The sequence below is a fragment of the Acinetobacter endophylla genome, from assembly GCF_053543775.1.
Map to the genome: position 1 here is coordinate 72,071 of NZ_JBLVOM010000238.1, position 15,672 is coordinate 87,742.

Annotated in this window: 15 protein-coding genes; 7 read left to right on the plus strand and 8 right to left on the minus strand. The window is 41.0% G+C overall.

Going from position 1 to position 15,672, the window contains the following annotated elements:
• Window positions 1–56 precede the first annotated feature (56 nt).
• Together trhP and ACNPNW_RS09650 are read left to right on the plus strand one after the other, a co-directional pair.
• Window positions 57–1,466: a prephenate-dependent tRNA uridine(34) hydroxylase TrhP gene (trhP, locus tag ACNPNW_RS09645; protein WP_085064141.1), complete on the plus strand. Its 1,410-nt coding sequence runs from the start codon at window positions 57–59 to the stop codon at window positions 1,464–1,466.
• A 2-nt stretch (window positions 1,467–1,468) separates the two neighbouring features.
• Entirely contained in the window at window positions 1,469–1,723 is a 255-nt protein-coding gene (locus tag ACNPNW_RS09650) for a YfhL family 4Fe-4S dicluster ferredoxin (protein ID WP_005247463.1), read from the plus strand.
• A 251-nt stretch (window positions 1,724–1,974) separates the two neighbouring features.
• Here the strand turns inward: ACNPNW_RS09650 and ahpF are convergent, their stop codons facing one another.
• From ahpF to ACNPNW_RS09685, 7 genes are all read right to left on the minus strand, one after another.
• Window positions 1,975–3,540 carry an alkyl hydroperoxide reductase subunit F gene (gene ahpF, locus ACNPNW_RS09655; RefSeq protein ID WP_448766945.1) on the minus strand — a complete coding sequence of 522 codons (1,566 nt, stop codon included), beginning with the start codon at window positions 3,538–3,540 and terminating at the stop codon, window positions 1,975–1,977.
• Window positions 3,541–4,104: 564 nt separating this feature from the next.
• The gene (locus ACNPNW_RS09660) at window positions 4,105–5,022 is read right to left on the minus strand and encodes a hypothetical protein (RefSeq protein ID WP_004645590.1); all 918 of its coding nucleotides are present in this window, start codon (window positions 5,020–5,022) and stop codon (window positions 4,105–4,107) included.
• 37 nt (window positions 5,023–5,059) lie between these two features.
• Complete coding sequence (locus ACNPNW_RS09665; RefSeq protein WP_085064139.1) at window positions 5,060–6,193, minus strand: toxic anion resistance protein; 1,134 nt, start codon at window positions 6,191–6,193, stop codon at window positions 5,060–5,062.
• Window positions 6,194–6,209: 16 nt separating this feature from the next.
• The gene (locus tag ACNPNW_RS09670; RefSeq protein WP_004279021.1) at window positions 6,210–7,001 is read right to left on the minus strand and encodes a hypothetical protein; all 792 of its coding nucleotides are present in this window, start codon (window positions 6,999–7,001) and stop codon (window positions 6,210–6,212) included.
• Window positions 7,002–7,342: 341 nt separating this feature from the next.
• Window positions 7,343–7,747, minus strand: coding sequence for a nucleoside diphosphate kinase regulator (rnk, locus tag ACNPNW_RS09675; RefSeq protein ID WP_216986221.1), 405 nt, complete (start codon window positions 7,745–7,747; stop codon window positions 7,343–7,345).
• A 505-nt stretch (window positions 7,748–8,252) separates the two neighbouring features.
• Window positions 8,253–9,503: a serine hydroxymethyltransferase gene (glyA, locus tag ACNPNW_RS09680; protein ID WP_004645593.1), complete on the minus strand. Its 1,251-nt coding sequence runs from the start codon at window positions 9,501–9,503 to the stop codon at window positions 8,253–8,255.
• Window positions 9,504–9,657: 154 nt separating this feature from the next.
• Window positions 9,658–10,905, minus strand: a complete 1,248-nt coding sequence (locus tag ACNPNW_RS09685) for an alpha/beta hydrolase (RefSeq protein ID WP_448766946.1) — start codon at window positions 10,903–10,905, stop codon at window positions 9,658–9,660.
• Between the two features lie 332 nt (window positions 10,906–11,237).
• On the opposite strand from ACNPNW_RS09685, the gene ACNPNW_RS09690 reads away from it, so the two are divergent.
• From ACNPNW_RS09690 to ACNPNW_RS09700, 3 genes are all read left to right on the plus strand, one after another.
• Window positions 11,238–11,936, plus strand: coding sequence for a DUF3820 family protein (locus tag ACNPNW_RS09690; protein WP_044112093.1), 699 nt, complete (start codon window positions 11,238–11,240; stop codon window positions 11,934–11,936).
• A gap of 101 nt (window positions 11,937–12,037) precedes the next feature.
• Complete coding sequence (locus ACNPNW_RS09695; protein ID WP_448766947.1) at window positions 12,038–12,703, plus strand: hypothetical protein; 666 nt, start codon at window positions 12,038–12,040, stop codon at window positions 12,701–12,703.
• Window positions 12,704–12,903: 200 nt separating this feature from the next.
• Window positions 12,904–13,254 (plus strand): hypothetical protein, encoded by a 351-nt coding sequence (locus ACNPNW_RS09700; protein WP_044112095.1) that lies wholly within the window; start codon window positions 12,904–12,906, stop codon window positions 13,252–13,254.
• Window positions 13,255–13,507: 253 nt separating this feature from the next.
• Here the strand turns inward: ACNPNW_RS09700 and ACNPNW_RS09705 are convergent, their stop codons facing one another.
• The gene (locus ACNPNW_RS09705; protein ID WP_005103627.1) at window positions 13,508–13,726 is read right to left on the minus strand and encodes a hypothetical protein; all 219 of its coding nucleotides are present in this window, start codon (window positions 13,724–13,726) and stop codon (window positions 13,508–13,510) included.
• A 1,015-nt stretch (window positions 13,727–14,741) separates the two neighbouring features.
• Here ACNPNW_RS09705 and ACNPNW_RS09710 point away from each other — a divergent pair.
• The gene (locus tag ACNPNW_RS09710; RefSeq protein WP_004973749.1) at window positions 14,742–15,197 is read left to right on the plus strand and encodes a helix-turn-helix domain-containing protein; all 456 of its coding nucleotides are present in this window, start codon (window positions 14,742–14,744) and stop codon (window positions 15,195–15,197) included.
• Window positions 15,198–15,213: 16 nt separating this feature from the next.
• The coding region (locus tag ACNPNW_RS09715; protein ID WP_448766948.1) for an IS630 family transposase at window positions 15,214–15,672 on the plus strand (459 nt) is incomplete at its 3' end.

Here is a 15,672-nt window from a genome sequence, read left to right on the forward strand (position 1 = left end):
GATTTACTAGGTTGAATCCAAATTCCAGATGATTAGAATAAAGCCGTACTTTTTATATGTCTTTCGATTTGATCATGAGTATTACCACTATTACCGAACTTCTCTCACCAGCTGGCTCACTCAAAAATATGCGCTACGCTTTTGCTTATGGTGCAGATGCAGTCTATGCCGGCCAGCCGCGCTATAGCCTGCGGGTTCGTAATAATGAATTTGACCATGACAATTTAGCGATTGGCATCAAAGAAGCGCACGAACTAGGCAAAAAATTCTATATGGTGGTCAATATCCAGCCACATAACTCCAAGCTGAAAAATTTTATTCGTGACTTAGAACCTGTGGTCGCGATGCAGCCAGATGCCCTGATCATGTCCGATCCAGGTCTGATCATGCTGGTGCGTGAACATTTTCCAGAGATAGATATTCACCTGTCGGTTCAGGCCAACGCCGTGAACTGGGCAACCGTGAAATTCTGGAAAAACATGGGGCTGACCCGTGTCATTCTGTCACGTGAACTATCCATTGAAGAAATTGCAGAAATCAAACAGCAAGTGCCTGATATGGAGATTGAAGTATTCGTACATGGCGCATTGTGTATGGCCTACTCTGGCCGTTGCATGCTGTCCGGTTATATGAATAAACGTGATGCCAATCAGGGTGCCTGCACCAATGCCTGCCGCTGGGAATATAAAGTTCTGGATGCCAAGGAAGATGAAACCGGTGATGTCATTCCAGTAAAAAATCTGGATTCAGGCTGCTGCTCTAAAGATGCTGATGAACAGCACATGCAAGAACAACATCAGTTTGATGAGCCTGTGCTATTGCAGCGGAATGATGAAGATATGTTTGCTGCTGAAGAAGATGAACATGGCACTTATTTCATGAATTCTAAAGATCTGCGTGCAGTCCAGCATGTAGAACGCCTAACCAAAGTAGGTGTACATTCACTGAAAATTGAAGGCCGGACCAAGTCTTATTTCTATTGCGCCCGTACTGCTCAAATTTACCGTAAAGCGATTGATGATGCGTTGGCGGGTAGACCTTTTGATCCATCACTGATGACACAATTGGAAGGCTTAGCGAATCGTGGTTATACCGAAGGTTTCCTACGCCGCCATGTGCATAGTGAATATCAGAATTATGAACATGGTTCTTCCAGTTTTGATCATCAAATTTTCTGTGGCGAAGTGCTGGAGCGTAATGGAGATTACATCAAGATCGATGTGAAAAACCGTTTTATCGTCGGTGACTCACTCGAACTGATGACGACTAAAGGCAATATCACTTTCACTTTAACCGAAATGAAAGACAAAAAAGGTAATCTGATCGAAGATGCCAAAGGTTCAGGTCACATCGTCGAGATTCCGGTTCCGGCAGATGTTGATATGCAATATGCCCTGCTGATTCGTAATCTGCCAAGCTCGACTGCGGATATTTCGGCATCTTCACTGGCTTATCAGGCGAGTTAAGTATGGCACTGTTGATTACCGACAAATGCATCAATTGCGATATGTGTTTACCGGAATGCCCGAATGACGCGATTTATGAGGGTGCGAAAGTTTATGAAATTGATGTGAACCGTTGTACGGAATGCGTCGGTTTTTACGAGCATCAGACCTGTGTGGATGTCTGTCCGATTGAATGCATTATTCCACATCCCGCGCATCGTGAAACACAGGAGCAATTACTGGAAAAATTTAAGGGTTTGAACTTATTTAAATCTTAAAAATGAAGCGATGGAATAAACATTGCTTTATATAAAAACAACCTTGGGGAAAGTATAAAAATAAGGGTTGAAAACAAAAACTGTGCAGAGGAAAGGAACAGCTGAAAGTGCGTGGGGACACTTTTGGCTGATCCAATAATAAATATAAAAAAAGGAACTCGGGTGTTAGCGTCCTGAGTTCCTATAAAGCGATAATAATGTATTTATAAGATATAGCACCTCGGTTTTGGGGAACCGAGGTGCTATTTTTTTTACTGCCCAGAACGGATGATGTAATCAAAAGCAGACAGTGATGCCTTGGCACCTTCACCGGTCGCGATGATGATCTGCTTGTACGGCACTGTGGTACAGTCACCTGCAGCAAACACACCTTTGACATTGGTTTCGTTGCGCTCGTTAATCACGATCTCGCCACGGTTGGTCAGCTCAACTTGGGTCTCTTTCAAGAAATCGGTGTTTGGCAACAGACCGATCTGCACGAAGATCCCCGCCAGCTCAACCACATGCTCTTCATCCGTAGCACGGTCTTTGTATTTCAGTGCAGTCACTTGTGCACCGTCACCCAGTACTTCAGTCGACAAGGCATTCTTGATGACTGTGGTATTCGGCAAGCTGTTCAGTTTGTCTTGCAGCACCTGATCCGCACGCAATTTGGTATCAAATTCCACCAGCGTTACATGTTCAACAATCCCTGCCAGATCAATCGCAGCTTCAACACCCGAGTTACCGCCACCAATCACGGCTACACGCTTGCCTTTGAACAGTGGGCCATCACAGTGCGGGCAGTATGCCACACCACGAGTTTTGTATTCCTGTTCACCTGGAACATTCATCTCTCTCCAGCGTGCACCAGTCGAAAGAATCACGGTTTTCGACTCCAGTCTGGCACCATTCTCTAAAGTCACTTCCACCAGACCATTGGCCGTTGCATCCGCACCTTTGATATTAGAGACACGTTGCAGGTTCATGATGTCGACACCATATTCACGCACGTGGGCTTCCATCTCGGCAGCAAATTTAGGACCTTGGGTCTTCTGTACAGACGTAAAGTTTTCAATGTCCATGGTATCCATGACCTGACCGCCCATGCGTTCAGCCACGACCCCGGTTTTAATGCCTTTACGTGCTGCATAGATCGCAGAAGTATTCCCTGCAGGACCACCACCGATCACCAGGACATCAAAGGCATCTTTGGCATTCAGCTTTTCCGCATCTTTGGTAGCGGCATTGCTATCCAACTTGGCAATGATTTCTTCCAGCGTCATACGACCCTGACCGATATGCTGGTTGTCCTGGAATACCATCGGCACCGCCATGATCTTGCGTTCTTCGACTTCGTCCCGGAAGAAAGCCCCATCAATCATGGTCGCTGTAGTGCCCGGGTTATAGATGGCAATCAGGTTAAGTGCCTGAACCACATCCGGACAGTTATGACAGCTTAACGATACGAACACGTCAAAGTTAGATTGAACACCCAGGCTCTTAATATTCGCCAAAACTTCATCAGAGACTTTTGGTGCATAACCTGAAGTTTGCAGCAATGCCAGAATCAGCGAAGTGAATTCATGGCCCATTGGCAAGCCTGCAAAGAATACACGTGGTTCCTCACCAGCTTTTGCAATCCCGAAACTTGGCGCACGTGCATTGGTCCCGTCAAAGCGTGCAGTCACCAGATCAGACAGTGCAGCAACCTCGGACACCAGTTCCTGGATTTTGGCTGATTTGTCAGAGCCATCCAAAGTCGCCACCAGTTCAATCGGGCCTTCTAGGCGTTCTAATAAGGTTTTAAGTTGGGCTGAAGTATTTTGATCTAACATTGCTAACGTCTCCAAAGGAGTAAATGTTTATTTGATAACAGGATATTAAATGAATTGAATAAATAGGTAAAACAGTTTGTTTTTATTTTATTGATCGGTATTTTAGATTATTAATCCAGTTATAGACTTTATGCTGCCTTGTTTTTATTTTTGGGCTATATAGAGCAAGTTGAATAGGTTGTCTTAAAAATAGCGTTGAAATTCCATCAAAAAATGCTCCCTATTCAGGTAATGCCAGGCCAGTCAGTTAAGCAATTGACTGGCATTTTTTTTAAATTCAAGATTATATTTGATAGGTAGCAAAGTCATCCGCAACTGTTTGAGGCAGGACTACATTAAAAAATGATTGTTTTTGCGACAAATTTACTAAGGGATAGTGGCTGACGAGTTTTGCGGATGACAAATGCTTTTGGTTACTTTGGGCGAAACCAAAGTAACAAGTGATATTGCAAGTATTTGATTTAAAAAGTTAAGACTCTTTCATAAACGACTGAAAAGCTAAAGAGTCTATTTCTAAATTCCTTAACTGATCAGCATTACCCTATTCAGGAGCATTTTGGGAAATTAATGAATCCGCTGTTCGATACGCAGAGAACGACCCTTGATTGAGTTGGCCAAGAAAAACAAGATTAGGCTAAGTAGTGCCGATAAAATAGCAACACCAATAATAACCAGATTCGTGATCTGACTTAACTGATCCGCCTGTTGTACCTGCGTATTTACACTCTTGGCGACTGGTGTCATGGCTTGACCATAGACCTGTTGCTGCATGGTCCAAATTTGTTCAGGCTTGAAACCATATTGTTCAAATTTAGGATCCTGTTTTTCTGCTTCAACCAAATTTAAAACATAAGGTTTTGCGGCAGATAAATCTTGAGGCTTATGCAGCAATGCCGTTTGCGCCAGTAAATAAGATTTCACCGGTGCTGCAATCTCTGAATCAGCCAGATAACGGGCGATTTCACTGTCATTGATATTGCTGTCGTAATACACTACTTGCTGATAAGCATCATCCCGATCATTACGTAGATCATGCTGCCAGTAAGTCAATCCTGACCAGATCACGATAAAAGCAATCAGCCAAGCGACAAATTTCAGCACAAAAGACTGAAAGCGTACATAAAAGAAACGCAACTTTTTCAGTAAGCCAATCACAAAAAATGCGCCGATAAAAGAGGCAAAAATTTTAATAATCAGCCAGCCAAACCAGCTCAGCAAACTAAAAAAATAATCCGGACTATCACCAATGCTGGCCAGTGTGGCATCTACACTGACCGGTAAATGCAATTGCTGTACTTGGGTACTCAGGCCAAAAAAGCCATAGACCAGTTCCTGCTGGAAAAATAGGCTGATCAATGAGGCTATAAATATGGTAGAAGTAGTCAAACCCAATAGCATCAAATTGCGTTGACGTTTCTTGAGTGCAACTACCCCCTGCTTGATGTCCTGAGGCTTAACGGCGTATTCATCTAAGGGCGGCAATCTCTACTCCTTCTTTCAGATTTTGGCCCTACCTGATTTAGTTGGGCGTGGATCCACTGGTACTTGATTCAATCACCAAATGATTCAGATTATCTTGCAGAGCTTTCAAACGCACGGTTGCTTCTGTGCGTTTTTGTACACCTTCTTTCTGGATCTGAATCACATCATTTACAGTTTTAATGAGGGTATTTTGCACATGTTCAAGCGTTTCGATGTCAATCACCGAGCGCTGGTTGGCTTTAGCAGTATCGACCGAGTTCTGATGTAACAGTTCAGCATTACGGCGCAGCAGCTCATTGGTGGCATCATCAATGGTATTGGCCAGCTGTACACTGTTCTTCTGTTCGCTCAATGAAATTGCGAGACTGATCTGGTTTTTCCACGCCGGTAAAGTAATGTTTTTGATCGCATAGAACTTGTCGACCAGCATCAGGTTATTCGACTGGATAATCCGGATCATTGGCAAGGTCTGCATGGCAGATTGCTGCAATACCTGTAAATCACTGACACGTTTTTCCAGATTATTGGCCAGATGGTTCAGGTCATAAATTTTCTGGGTGGTGCTCTGATCTTGCGGCAAGGCGGTTAAAGTGGAAATTTCCTGCTGCAGCTCCTGTTCGCGTAAACGGCCTGCGGCGATATGTACCCCGAGCTGTTTATATTCATCCTGTACCCCGTCAAACATTTTATCCAGGGTATCAACACGTGCTTTCAAACCGGATTGCGAGGTTTCAATCTCTTTCACCAGTACATCTAGCTGCTCTTTAGTGGTATTGAAATGCGCATCAAAGTTATCTTTCGCACCTTTGAATTTGCTAATGATATTGCCAAAAAAACCCGAACTTTTCTTTTTATTGAGAATACTGCTGGTATTCAGCTGCTGAGCCACCTGTACCACCTGATTCAGCTTCTGTCCTGTCGCATCCAGATCTCTATTTTGCACCAGATTCAGTAATTCATCGGTATAGGTCGAAGTTTTGGTCGCAATATTTTTGCCATATTCAGCCACGCTGTTATGACTCATGTTCTGCAACTCTTTACGTGCAGCCAGCACCTCCTGAAAGTCAGCAGGCTGTAAGCCCAGTTCTTTCAGGTCCATTTGCTGGAATTTTTGTTCGACCAGTTCATTCGAGCTTTCAACAGGTAAATTTACTAAATCAGACTTGGTCATAGTTCACCTTATATTGTTATGTTTTCGAGGGTTTCTCGAGGGATTTTTTTAACGTTTTAATCAGACTCTCACGGCTATTATCAAGTTTTTCCAGATCACTTGTCGAGTGTTTCGTCTGGCTTTGTTTGACATGATATTGCCAGGCCGGAATCAAGACCTGCTGTGCTTCCTTAAAGCGATCCAGCAGGCTAAAGGAAAGCTGCTGCGAAAGCTGCATCTGGGTAATGGCGATGTCATTACTGCTTTGCAAGGTACGTAAGGTATTAATTTTCTTGGAGAGGCGTTCTGAAAAATTATCCAAGGGATGCTGGTTTTTGACGAATAGCGGATATTCAGACAGAAACTCGTCTGCTGCGACAATGTGCTTGGCCATCTGTTCGCGCAACCCCAAAAGCTGCTGAAAACGTGACTGCGATTTCTGAATTTCAATCTGCAATTTACGGCTTAAGTGATCGGCCTGATCGAGCAAACGGTCTAGCCGTTGATAATATTCCACCTGACTTGAGCCATAATCCAGATCGATGCCTAGCCATTTCTGTAGGGCATTAAATTTACGTTTTTTCAGATATTTTTTAGATTCTGCCAAAGCCTGAATCAATTGCTCAATGGTATGGCTTAACTGTTGGGTCAAGTGCGGATCTACACCATTCAGTAGAACGGACTGTGCCTGAATCAAAGCATCTGCATAATGATTCAGCCCATATTGATTATCCAGTACAGGCACAAGCTCATTACGCTTAATCGCCAGAATTTCCTCACGATCAAGCATCATGTCAGTCAAGGCAGGTAGAGCTTCAAAGCGCGACATGGTTGAGGCGATATCCTTTAAAAAAGTGAAATAAAGAAGTCTAGAACATCTTCGAATGTAGCAAAAAAACAGACGGCGTTGTGTATATTTATCCAGAAATTCGTTACATCACTTTAACTAAATCCATGTTTTATCTTTATTTTAATTATGATTTTGGCAATACGATTCAATTGCAGAGATAAATGACTACATTGCATTTTGAGAATTATTTAACTTTAAGCATTTAGAACTTTAAAATGTATTCAATCTGATCTAAATGCTTACAACATCAGGTTTTACTTAAAATCCATATACAAAAAAAGCCATATTGCTATGGCTTTCAAGGATGATCCAACGCTGGCTTAAAGATAATCCCCTTCGCTCTCCGGCTGAAACAGCACTTTTTCAATGGTCACTTTCATGGTATTACCATCCGGTTGTGGCCATTCAATGGTTTGACCTTCTGCTAAGCCCAAAATGGCTGCACCTATCGGTGCGATCACATTGACCTGCCCCTTTTCACCCTTAAACTCATGCGGGTAAACCAGTGTCACCTCAACCGGCTCTGGTGAAGGTGCAATCGTCAACAGTACACGGGAATGCATGGTCACGATATTGCTTGCGATTTCTTTTGGCTCAACTACTTCGGCACGTGCCAGTTCATCCTCTAAGCGAATCATGGTTTCACTCAGCTTGCTCTGGTTCTCCAGCATCGTTTCCAGACGCTGTAAATCCTGCTCAGATAAAATAATGTTGGGTTTAGTCATCCTTATTACCTTGTTTAATGCATAAATGAAAAATTAATCAATCAACCGCCAGCAGCATTTTTAAATACAGGATTTACCCATATTCAAATGATACCGATCCATATAACGTTTAAATAAAAAGAATGATGTCATTCACGGCGCTTATATCAGCACCACCTTACAGTAACATGGGATTCACTCAAGCGCTTCATCTACCATGATCTTCAGCTCAATAACCTATTATTTTTAAAGTGTCAGGTTCTGAAAATAATTCCTGTAAATAATTTCAAGCAAAGCATGCAACGAATGCATTCATTCTTTTAAAGCATTTAAAAATACAAATAGTTGATAAAAGACTTTAAGCCAGATTGAGAAAAACTCAATATGATTTTATTGATGACTCAATCTCTTACGGCATGGAAATTGATCTATATAAGCCCGATCAAGTCTAAACATCTTTTACATCGTTATTTTTACAGCTATAAAAAAAGCTCCCGGTTGGGAGCTCCTTTCCGTTTATAAGCGATTATGCATAAACTGGGAATTTAGCACATACCGCTGCAACTTTCTCTTTCACCGCGTTGATAACAGCTTCATCGCCTTTAGCATCTAGGATATCAGCGATCCAGCCTGCAAGTTCACGTACTTCAGCTTCGCCAAAACCACGCGTTGTTACTGCAGGTGTACCGATACGGATACCTGAAGTCACGAACGGAGAACGTGGATCGTTTGGTACAGAGTTTTTGTTCACAGTAATGTGAGCAGCACCTAACCAAGCATCAGCTTCTTTACCTGTAATGTCTTGTTTGATTAAAGACAACAAGAACAAGTGGTTTTCAGTACCGCCAGAAACTACGTCATAACCACGAGCGATCAATACTTCAGCCATTGCTTTCGCATTTACCACAACTTGTTGTTGGTAAGCTTTGTATTCAGGTGCCATTGCTTCTTTAAAGCAGATTGCTTTTGCAGCAATCGCGTGAACCAAAGGACCACCCTGGTTGCCTGGGAATACAGCTGACTGTAATTTTTTCTCGATTTCTTCGTTTGCTTTCGCAAGGATTAAACCAGAACGTGGACCACGAAGTGTTTTGTGAGTCGTAGTCGTAGTTACGTCAGCAATTTGCACCGGGCTTGGGTAAACGCCAGCAGCAACCAGACCTGCAACGTGAGCCATATCAACAAATAGGTAAGCACCTACTTTGTCCGCGATTTCGCGGAAACGCTGCCAGTCAACGATTTGGCTGTATGCAGAGAAACCAGCAACGATCATACGTGGCTTGTGCTCAAGCGCTAAACGCTCAACTTCTTCGTAATCGATCTCGCCAGTTTCAGGGTTTAAACCGTACTGAATCGCATTATATGTTTTACCAGAGAAGCTTACTTTTGCACCGTGAGTCAAGTGACCACCGTGAGCAAGGCTCATACCCAGAACTGTATCGCCCGGGTTAAGAAGCGCTAAGTAAACTGCTGAGTTTGCTTGTGAACCAGCATGTGGCTGAACGTTAGCATAATCAGCACCAAAGAGTTCTTTAGCACGGTCAATCGCCAATTGTTCGATAACGTCTACATACTCGCAACCGCCATAGTAGCGTTTACCTGGGTAGCCTTCCGCATATTTGTTAGTAAGTTTTGAACCTTGAGCTTCCATAACTGCTGGTGAGCAGTAGTTTTCAGAAGCGATTAGCTCAATATGAGCTTCTTGACGAGCATCTTCATTCGAGATTGCTTGAGCTAATTCTGGATCAAATTCAGCGATAGAGATATTGGCAAACATTAGCGAGGTCCTATTGATTTAGGGCTTTTAAGCCGTGCTAAGATTGGCGCGTATTGTAGCATGAAGTTTTAAATTTTCGATCATGAACTTTATTCAGTTTGCAATAAAAATGGCTCATATCTAAAAAAACATGAGCCATTCAGATAAAAATAAGTTATTGAATTGGCATTAGAGATTTTACATCTGAAATAATATTAGGAATATTCAGTGCATAGACGCTACCATGATCCCATTTAGTCGCATTTGACTCATCCGTAATATAACGTACTGAAGTTTGTTTCTGATTGGCGAGTGCAACCAAAACATCTGTTGCTGCTTTCGGAACGGTACTATCTGCTGAACCCTGATAAATAATCACTGGCGTAGAAACTTTAACAAGTAAAGGCTGAGAATCTTTTTCTAAGAAGCTCTTTACGACTGGAATACTCATAAAGTTAGTTTGAGTACGAGGATAATTATTTACCGAGTTATTATTTGATTGTGCATAAGCATACATTGCAGTACCAAATTTCTGGCCTAATACATCATAGCAATCAGTTTCTGCATTTTTCGCGATTTCATCGGTTGGCGTTTTAAAAATCTGACTATATTGCAGATTCGGGTTCGGGTTACGCAAACCAGCAACAATCAGGGCAGTAAAGGTATCTAAAGATGCTAAAGTTCCAACTTTTTTATCCAGATTTGTTTCTTGTCCCGCCTGTTGTTCACCTCCTGTCAAAATCAGATTGAAATTTGAAGCCGGTGCTAAAGCTACCGTACCTTTATAGGTCATCTTAGAAGCACGTGCTGCATATTGCGCAGCGCCTAAAGCTGCCTGGCCACCTTGAGAATGCCCTACTGCCACCCATTGATTGGATGCTTGTGAACCTAAATAATTTCGTGCAGCTACGACTGCATCAGTAATAGAATAAGCTTCACTTTTCAAATTCAAGAAAGGATGAAGTTCTTTTCCACTCGGCTCTCCCAAACCTTCATAATCGGGTGCAACGACCACATATCCCGCTTGAAGAAATCCAGCAATCATATTCCTGATAAAAGGATTCAGTGCATTTCGACTTGGTGCACATTGGTCAGCAACGCCAGTCGTGCCATGAGCCCATGCGACGATCGGCCATCCCTTTGCTGGTGGTGTTCCCTCAGGGGTGAACACCAATGCAGTCGCTTGTGTTTCTTTACCATTAATCCCTAACATCTTATAAGTCATGATCACACTTTCGTCAGCGATCCCGGCGAAATCCGTTTCAGTATAGGCCACCGGGGTTGCCACCACCGGATTGTCTATATCATTTACAGGAAGAGCAGGTTTGGACTCGTAAAAACGATCATTATCACTATCATCGTTACAAGCAGTTAAGGCCACACTTAATGTGAGAAGAGTACAGGTCAATACTTGACGTTTCATCGATCTTATCCTTATCTTATTTATTATCATCTCTAATGAGTTTTTCTGGTTTTATCTTTAACAAACGATAAAACCACATGTAATTTCCCAATTTATCTAAACAATATCAAGAAAAGAATGCGTTATTTTTTCTATTAAATTCGCACCGGTTTAGATTTATTATGAAATCAACAAACTTTAAAATAGAGAATTTCTCCTCTCCAGAACTATACAAATAGTCGTCATACGTTAAAAAGCCTGCAATTAATACAGAAATAAAGCAATTCAATTGTTAGTTGCAAAATAATAATGTTAGATTTTACTCTCCTCTCTTTTTCAGGCACATTTCCGACATGCAGGCCATTATTCTTGATACCGAAACGCATACTTTAAATGGTCAACCCATCGAAATTGCTTATGCGCCTGTCGAAATTGTAGAGCATAAAATCAGTCTGGATAAAAGCCGCCTGTTTGATCAGCTCTACTCATGTGACGAAGCTATTTCTTTTGCTGCCATGGCCGTGCATCATATTCTGGAATCGGATCTGGAAGGTCAGCCGCATTACAGTACCTTTCGCCTGCCTGATGAAACCGTCTACATGATCGGCCATAATATTGATTATGACGTCCGTGCCATCGAAAAATGTGGTGTAGATACTTCAAAAATCAAGGCGATTTGTACACTGGCTTTAGCACGTCGGGTCTGGCCAGATGCGGAAGCACACAATATTTCTGCCCTGATTTATATGATCACCAAAGGCAGCGAAAGAGCGCGTGAAATGATCCGTAAAGCACATCGTGCCGATATGGATATTATTTTAACTGCCAATATTTTGATGCATATTGTGCATCATTTAAAAATCAACAGTATGCAGGAATTATTCGACGCTTCTGAAGATGCCCGAATTCCACGTACGATTAATTTTGGCAAACATCGCGGTACTGCCATCGCCGAACTTCCTACTGACTATGTGCAATGGCTATTGCGTCAGGATGAACTGGATCCTTATTTACGTAAGGCCCTTGAAAATACGGCGATCACGACATTATAGGTTTTATCAAAACAAACCTCAGTATTTTAATAAATACTTCATATTAATGTAATTTTCACAGACTATGCTCTAGCTGAATTTTAGCAACAATCTATTCAGCTATGATGCATTTTTATAAAACTCAACGTGGGATCGAGGTGCTACAGGATCGCTCCATCCCACTGACCGCACGCCAACGCCGCTTACTGGTTCTGATCGGCAGCCAGGATTTCAACTTATTAAATGATGGCTTAAAACAACAGCTTGCTCCTGCCGAACTCTTAGATCAGCTTTATGCCATGGATTTAATTATTCCAGCTGAAACGGGCGAGGTAGCCATCAGTCAAAAGCAGGCTGATGCAAGAACAGATACAAAAGTTGACCTGGCACACTCCGAGATTCACCGATCGTTGGACTCATCGATAGCAGCAGCTTCTGCGACAAAAGAACTCCATCCTGAGATGGAATCCATTAAAGTAGCGCAGGACATTCCATCTGCTGAAACGGATTCAAGCCATGCAAAAAAGCTGCCTGAACTGCAACCTATGTCTTTTGAAGACCTTAAATATATGATGATGAAAAGCTTACAAAAATATTGTGGCTTGATGGCCAAGCAGCAAATTCATCAGATTTTACAGGCGCCGGATACGCGCAGTTTAAAACTGTGCCAAATGCAATGGATCACGTCCCTTCAGGAAAGCCGTATTGCTCCCCAAGAATTGAATCACATTCTGAAGCAGATCAATTTTGCTTTAGATCAATTACAGCAAAATAAAGCTGAAGACTAATAAGATCTTAGTCTTTAAAACTCTTAAATGAGCAAGTTTAACAATAAGCTAGCTTTGATTGTTTAAGATAACTGATTGATTATTTGAAATATTTATATTCAAGCGAAATTTAAAGCTCGGAATATCCGACTTAAGCGTGATAGAAAAAGAATTACAATCCCGCCATATAGTGAGCATAGACATCCGATTGGATCATGTATATGTCACATTATTTAGAATTCGATGCGTTCGATAATCCCATGCAACTGAGTAAAATTGGCAACTGGGTGATCACCTTTTTAAGTCCGGTTGAAGAACTGCAATTTGTGCAACTGGCGATTACCTACGTGCTTCCCCGCCAGATCAGTGACAGCTTGCAACCGCGCCGTGTGTTGATTCAAAAAAGTCCCATTGAGCATCATTGGCTGATTCAGGCCATTGAATGTTTTGACAGCACGACTCGTCAGGAAATTTCTTTAAACCCTGAACATACAACCGCACAGCAAACTTTAGCGCAGATTTTGCAAGAATTTGAAAAATATGATGTGGATGTACAGCTTAAACAGATTTAAATACTTGCTCACTCCAGCGAGCTTTTTGCATTGCTATGGGATATTTCTTCCGCCAATTAAGACCCATTAGCACGTTGTCTTCTCTTAGAGATTGAATCAGCTTCTGAATATAGCTGCATACCTTAGTATCCAAGCTAGCAAATACCAAAGTATAAAAAACTCACCTAAATGGTGAGTTTTTTATGTGTTAAATCGGTGATTTCGAATAAATAAGTTCAATTTTTTTCTACCTATCTGAAGTTCACTGATTAAATTATTCGACAACGCGATAAATATTTGAAGATTTTTGGCTTTCAAATAATAGCTCAATACTCGGCAGAATCGTTTCACCATCCACCACGATATGTTCAATTTTTTTGACCAACTCAGCTGCATGATGAATGTTGTGCTCTGCAAAGGAACGCAGCATAGCTTTCGCTTCAGTCACTTGGCTAAATTGATCTTTCACCTTGATATCAATCATCTTTGACATTTTTCCTTCCTCTCTCATTATCCAATTTGCAGTTTTTTATACCATAATTAGCCAAGCGATTAATCTTCAAGATGTTAACGAATTTGGCAATGTAAACTTTTTTATCTGGAGGGATTATAATAAAAAGAATATTAAACTGAATGAATTGCGCAGACATTAAAAAAGCTCGCATTTCTGCGAGCTCTGTGTTGGATGGCTAGTGCTAGATTTATTGTCTGGTGATGAACATCAAACTCAACTAACTGTCATTGATCCGTCCAACTTATCGGTAGCGTCTTATTGGTTTTACGACCTACCATGAGTTCAATATAACAGTATTTTTTTAGCCAACAATACTCTTTTACACTTCTAAAAGAAGACTTATACAAGATTCCAATTGTCATTTTTTTAAAGCAGATTAGAATATTTCTGGCTTGTCTTACGAAGAATTTTGCATTCATATCATCTTTATCTAATTTATTGATTTCTAGAAAAATACCTTATTAAGCATACAACTTCCCGTTGCATAGACGGCTCAATACTCTCGTTCATAATCTCAATAAGCGCTTTAAAATTTAAGTTGGAATATGATTTTTCATAAATAAAAAATACTTCCGGAAAAGGACGCAATATTCAAAGAAACTGCTGTCATGAATCGATACGACTAATTTTAAAATGATTATTTTTCAAAAAATGGCGACAATTTAATCTCCCATCAATGTCAATTAACCATATTTTTGTCTGATTATTTAATAACTTACATAAGGAAATCAAAATTATTCAATTGATTTTCTGAACGTTAAATACCATATTTTTATTTGCAGCATAGTCAAATATTCAGAACCTTACTCAGCTTTTCAAATCCACCCTATTTACAGCCAAGCAATCTATAAATTCTAAATTTGATCGAAATAAAAACTCCCACTTAATGGAAATTTAATTTTATATCAACCTTAAACATTGAATATAAATGCAATAAGTTGACAAAAATAACTAATCATGCGAAAAAGTTTTTTTAGTTAACAGATGTTCACACATGCCTCGAATTGTTTCTGTACCACTTAGTTTAGAACAGCGAGAACGACTCATTTTTCTGGCCAAGCATGCAAAACATTGGCGTGAAAGACAACGTGCCCAAACTATTCTCTGGCTTTCTGAAGGTAAAAGTGTTGCGGAAGTTGCCACTCTACAAGAACGTATCCCAGAAACCATAAGGCTACAACGCCGACGTTGGGAATTGTATGAGTTTGAATCGATTAAAGAAGGTCATCGCTCAGGTCGGCCCAATACATTGATCTCAGACTATCAGGCGAAAATCCTAGATTGGGTCAATACAAGTCCACTCAATGCAGAACAAATCCGAGTCAAACTACATGAAGAATACGAAGTGTCCGTGTCTGTTGAAACCATTCGTAAGTTTTTACGTGATTCAGGTATGGTCTTCAAGCGTACCCGTCATAGCTTGAAAAAAAAGAGATCCGATTGCATTTGAACAAGCAACACAGCAGATTGAAAAATTACGAGAGCAAGCGGCACGTGGTGAAATTATATTAGGTTATGTTGATGAAACAGGGTTTTCATCTACACCTGATAACCGCTATGCGTGGACAAAGATAGGTGATGTTCATGCGGTTGATGCAATAAGATTAAAACGAGTTAATGTCATGGGGTGTTTGCTTTCAACGGGGAAACTGGTGACAAGTTGTTTACAAGAGTCAGTTACAAGCACTTGGTTTTATGCCTATTTAACTGGAATAGCTCAACAAGTAAAACAGACTTATAACCTTCCATTGGTTCTTATTGTTGATAATGCCTCGATTCATAGAAGTAAAAAGATGGCTGATTACAGAGAGCTACTTAAAAGTAACTTTTCGACGAATTTGTATTTTATTCCAGCTTATAGCCCTGAGTTAAATCGAATCGAGATGGTATGGAAGCAGATGAAATATTATTGGCGAGATTTTCAA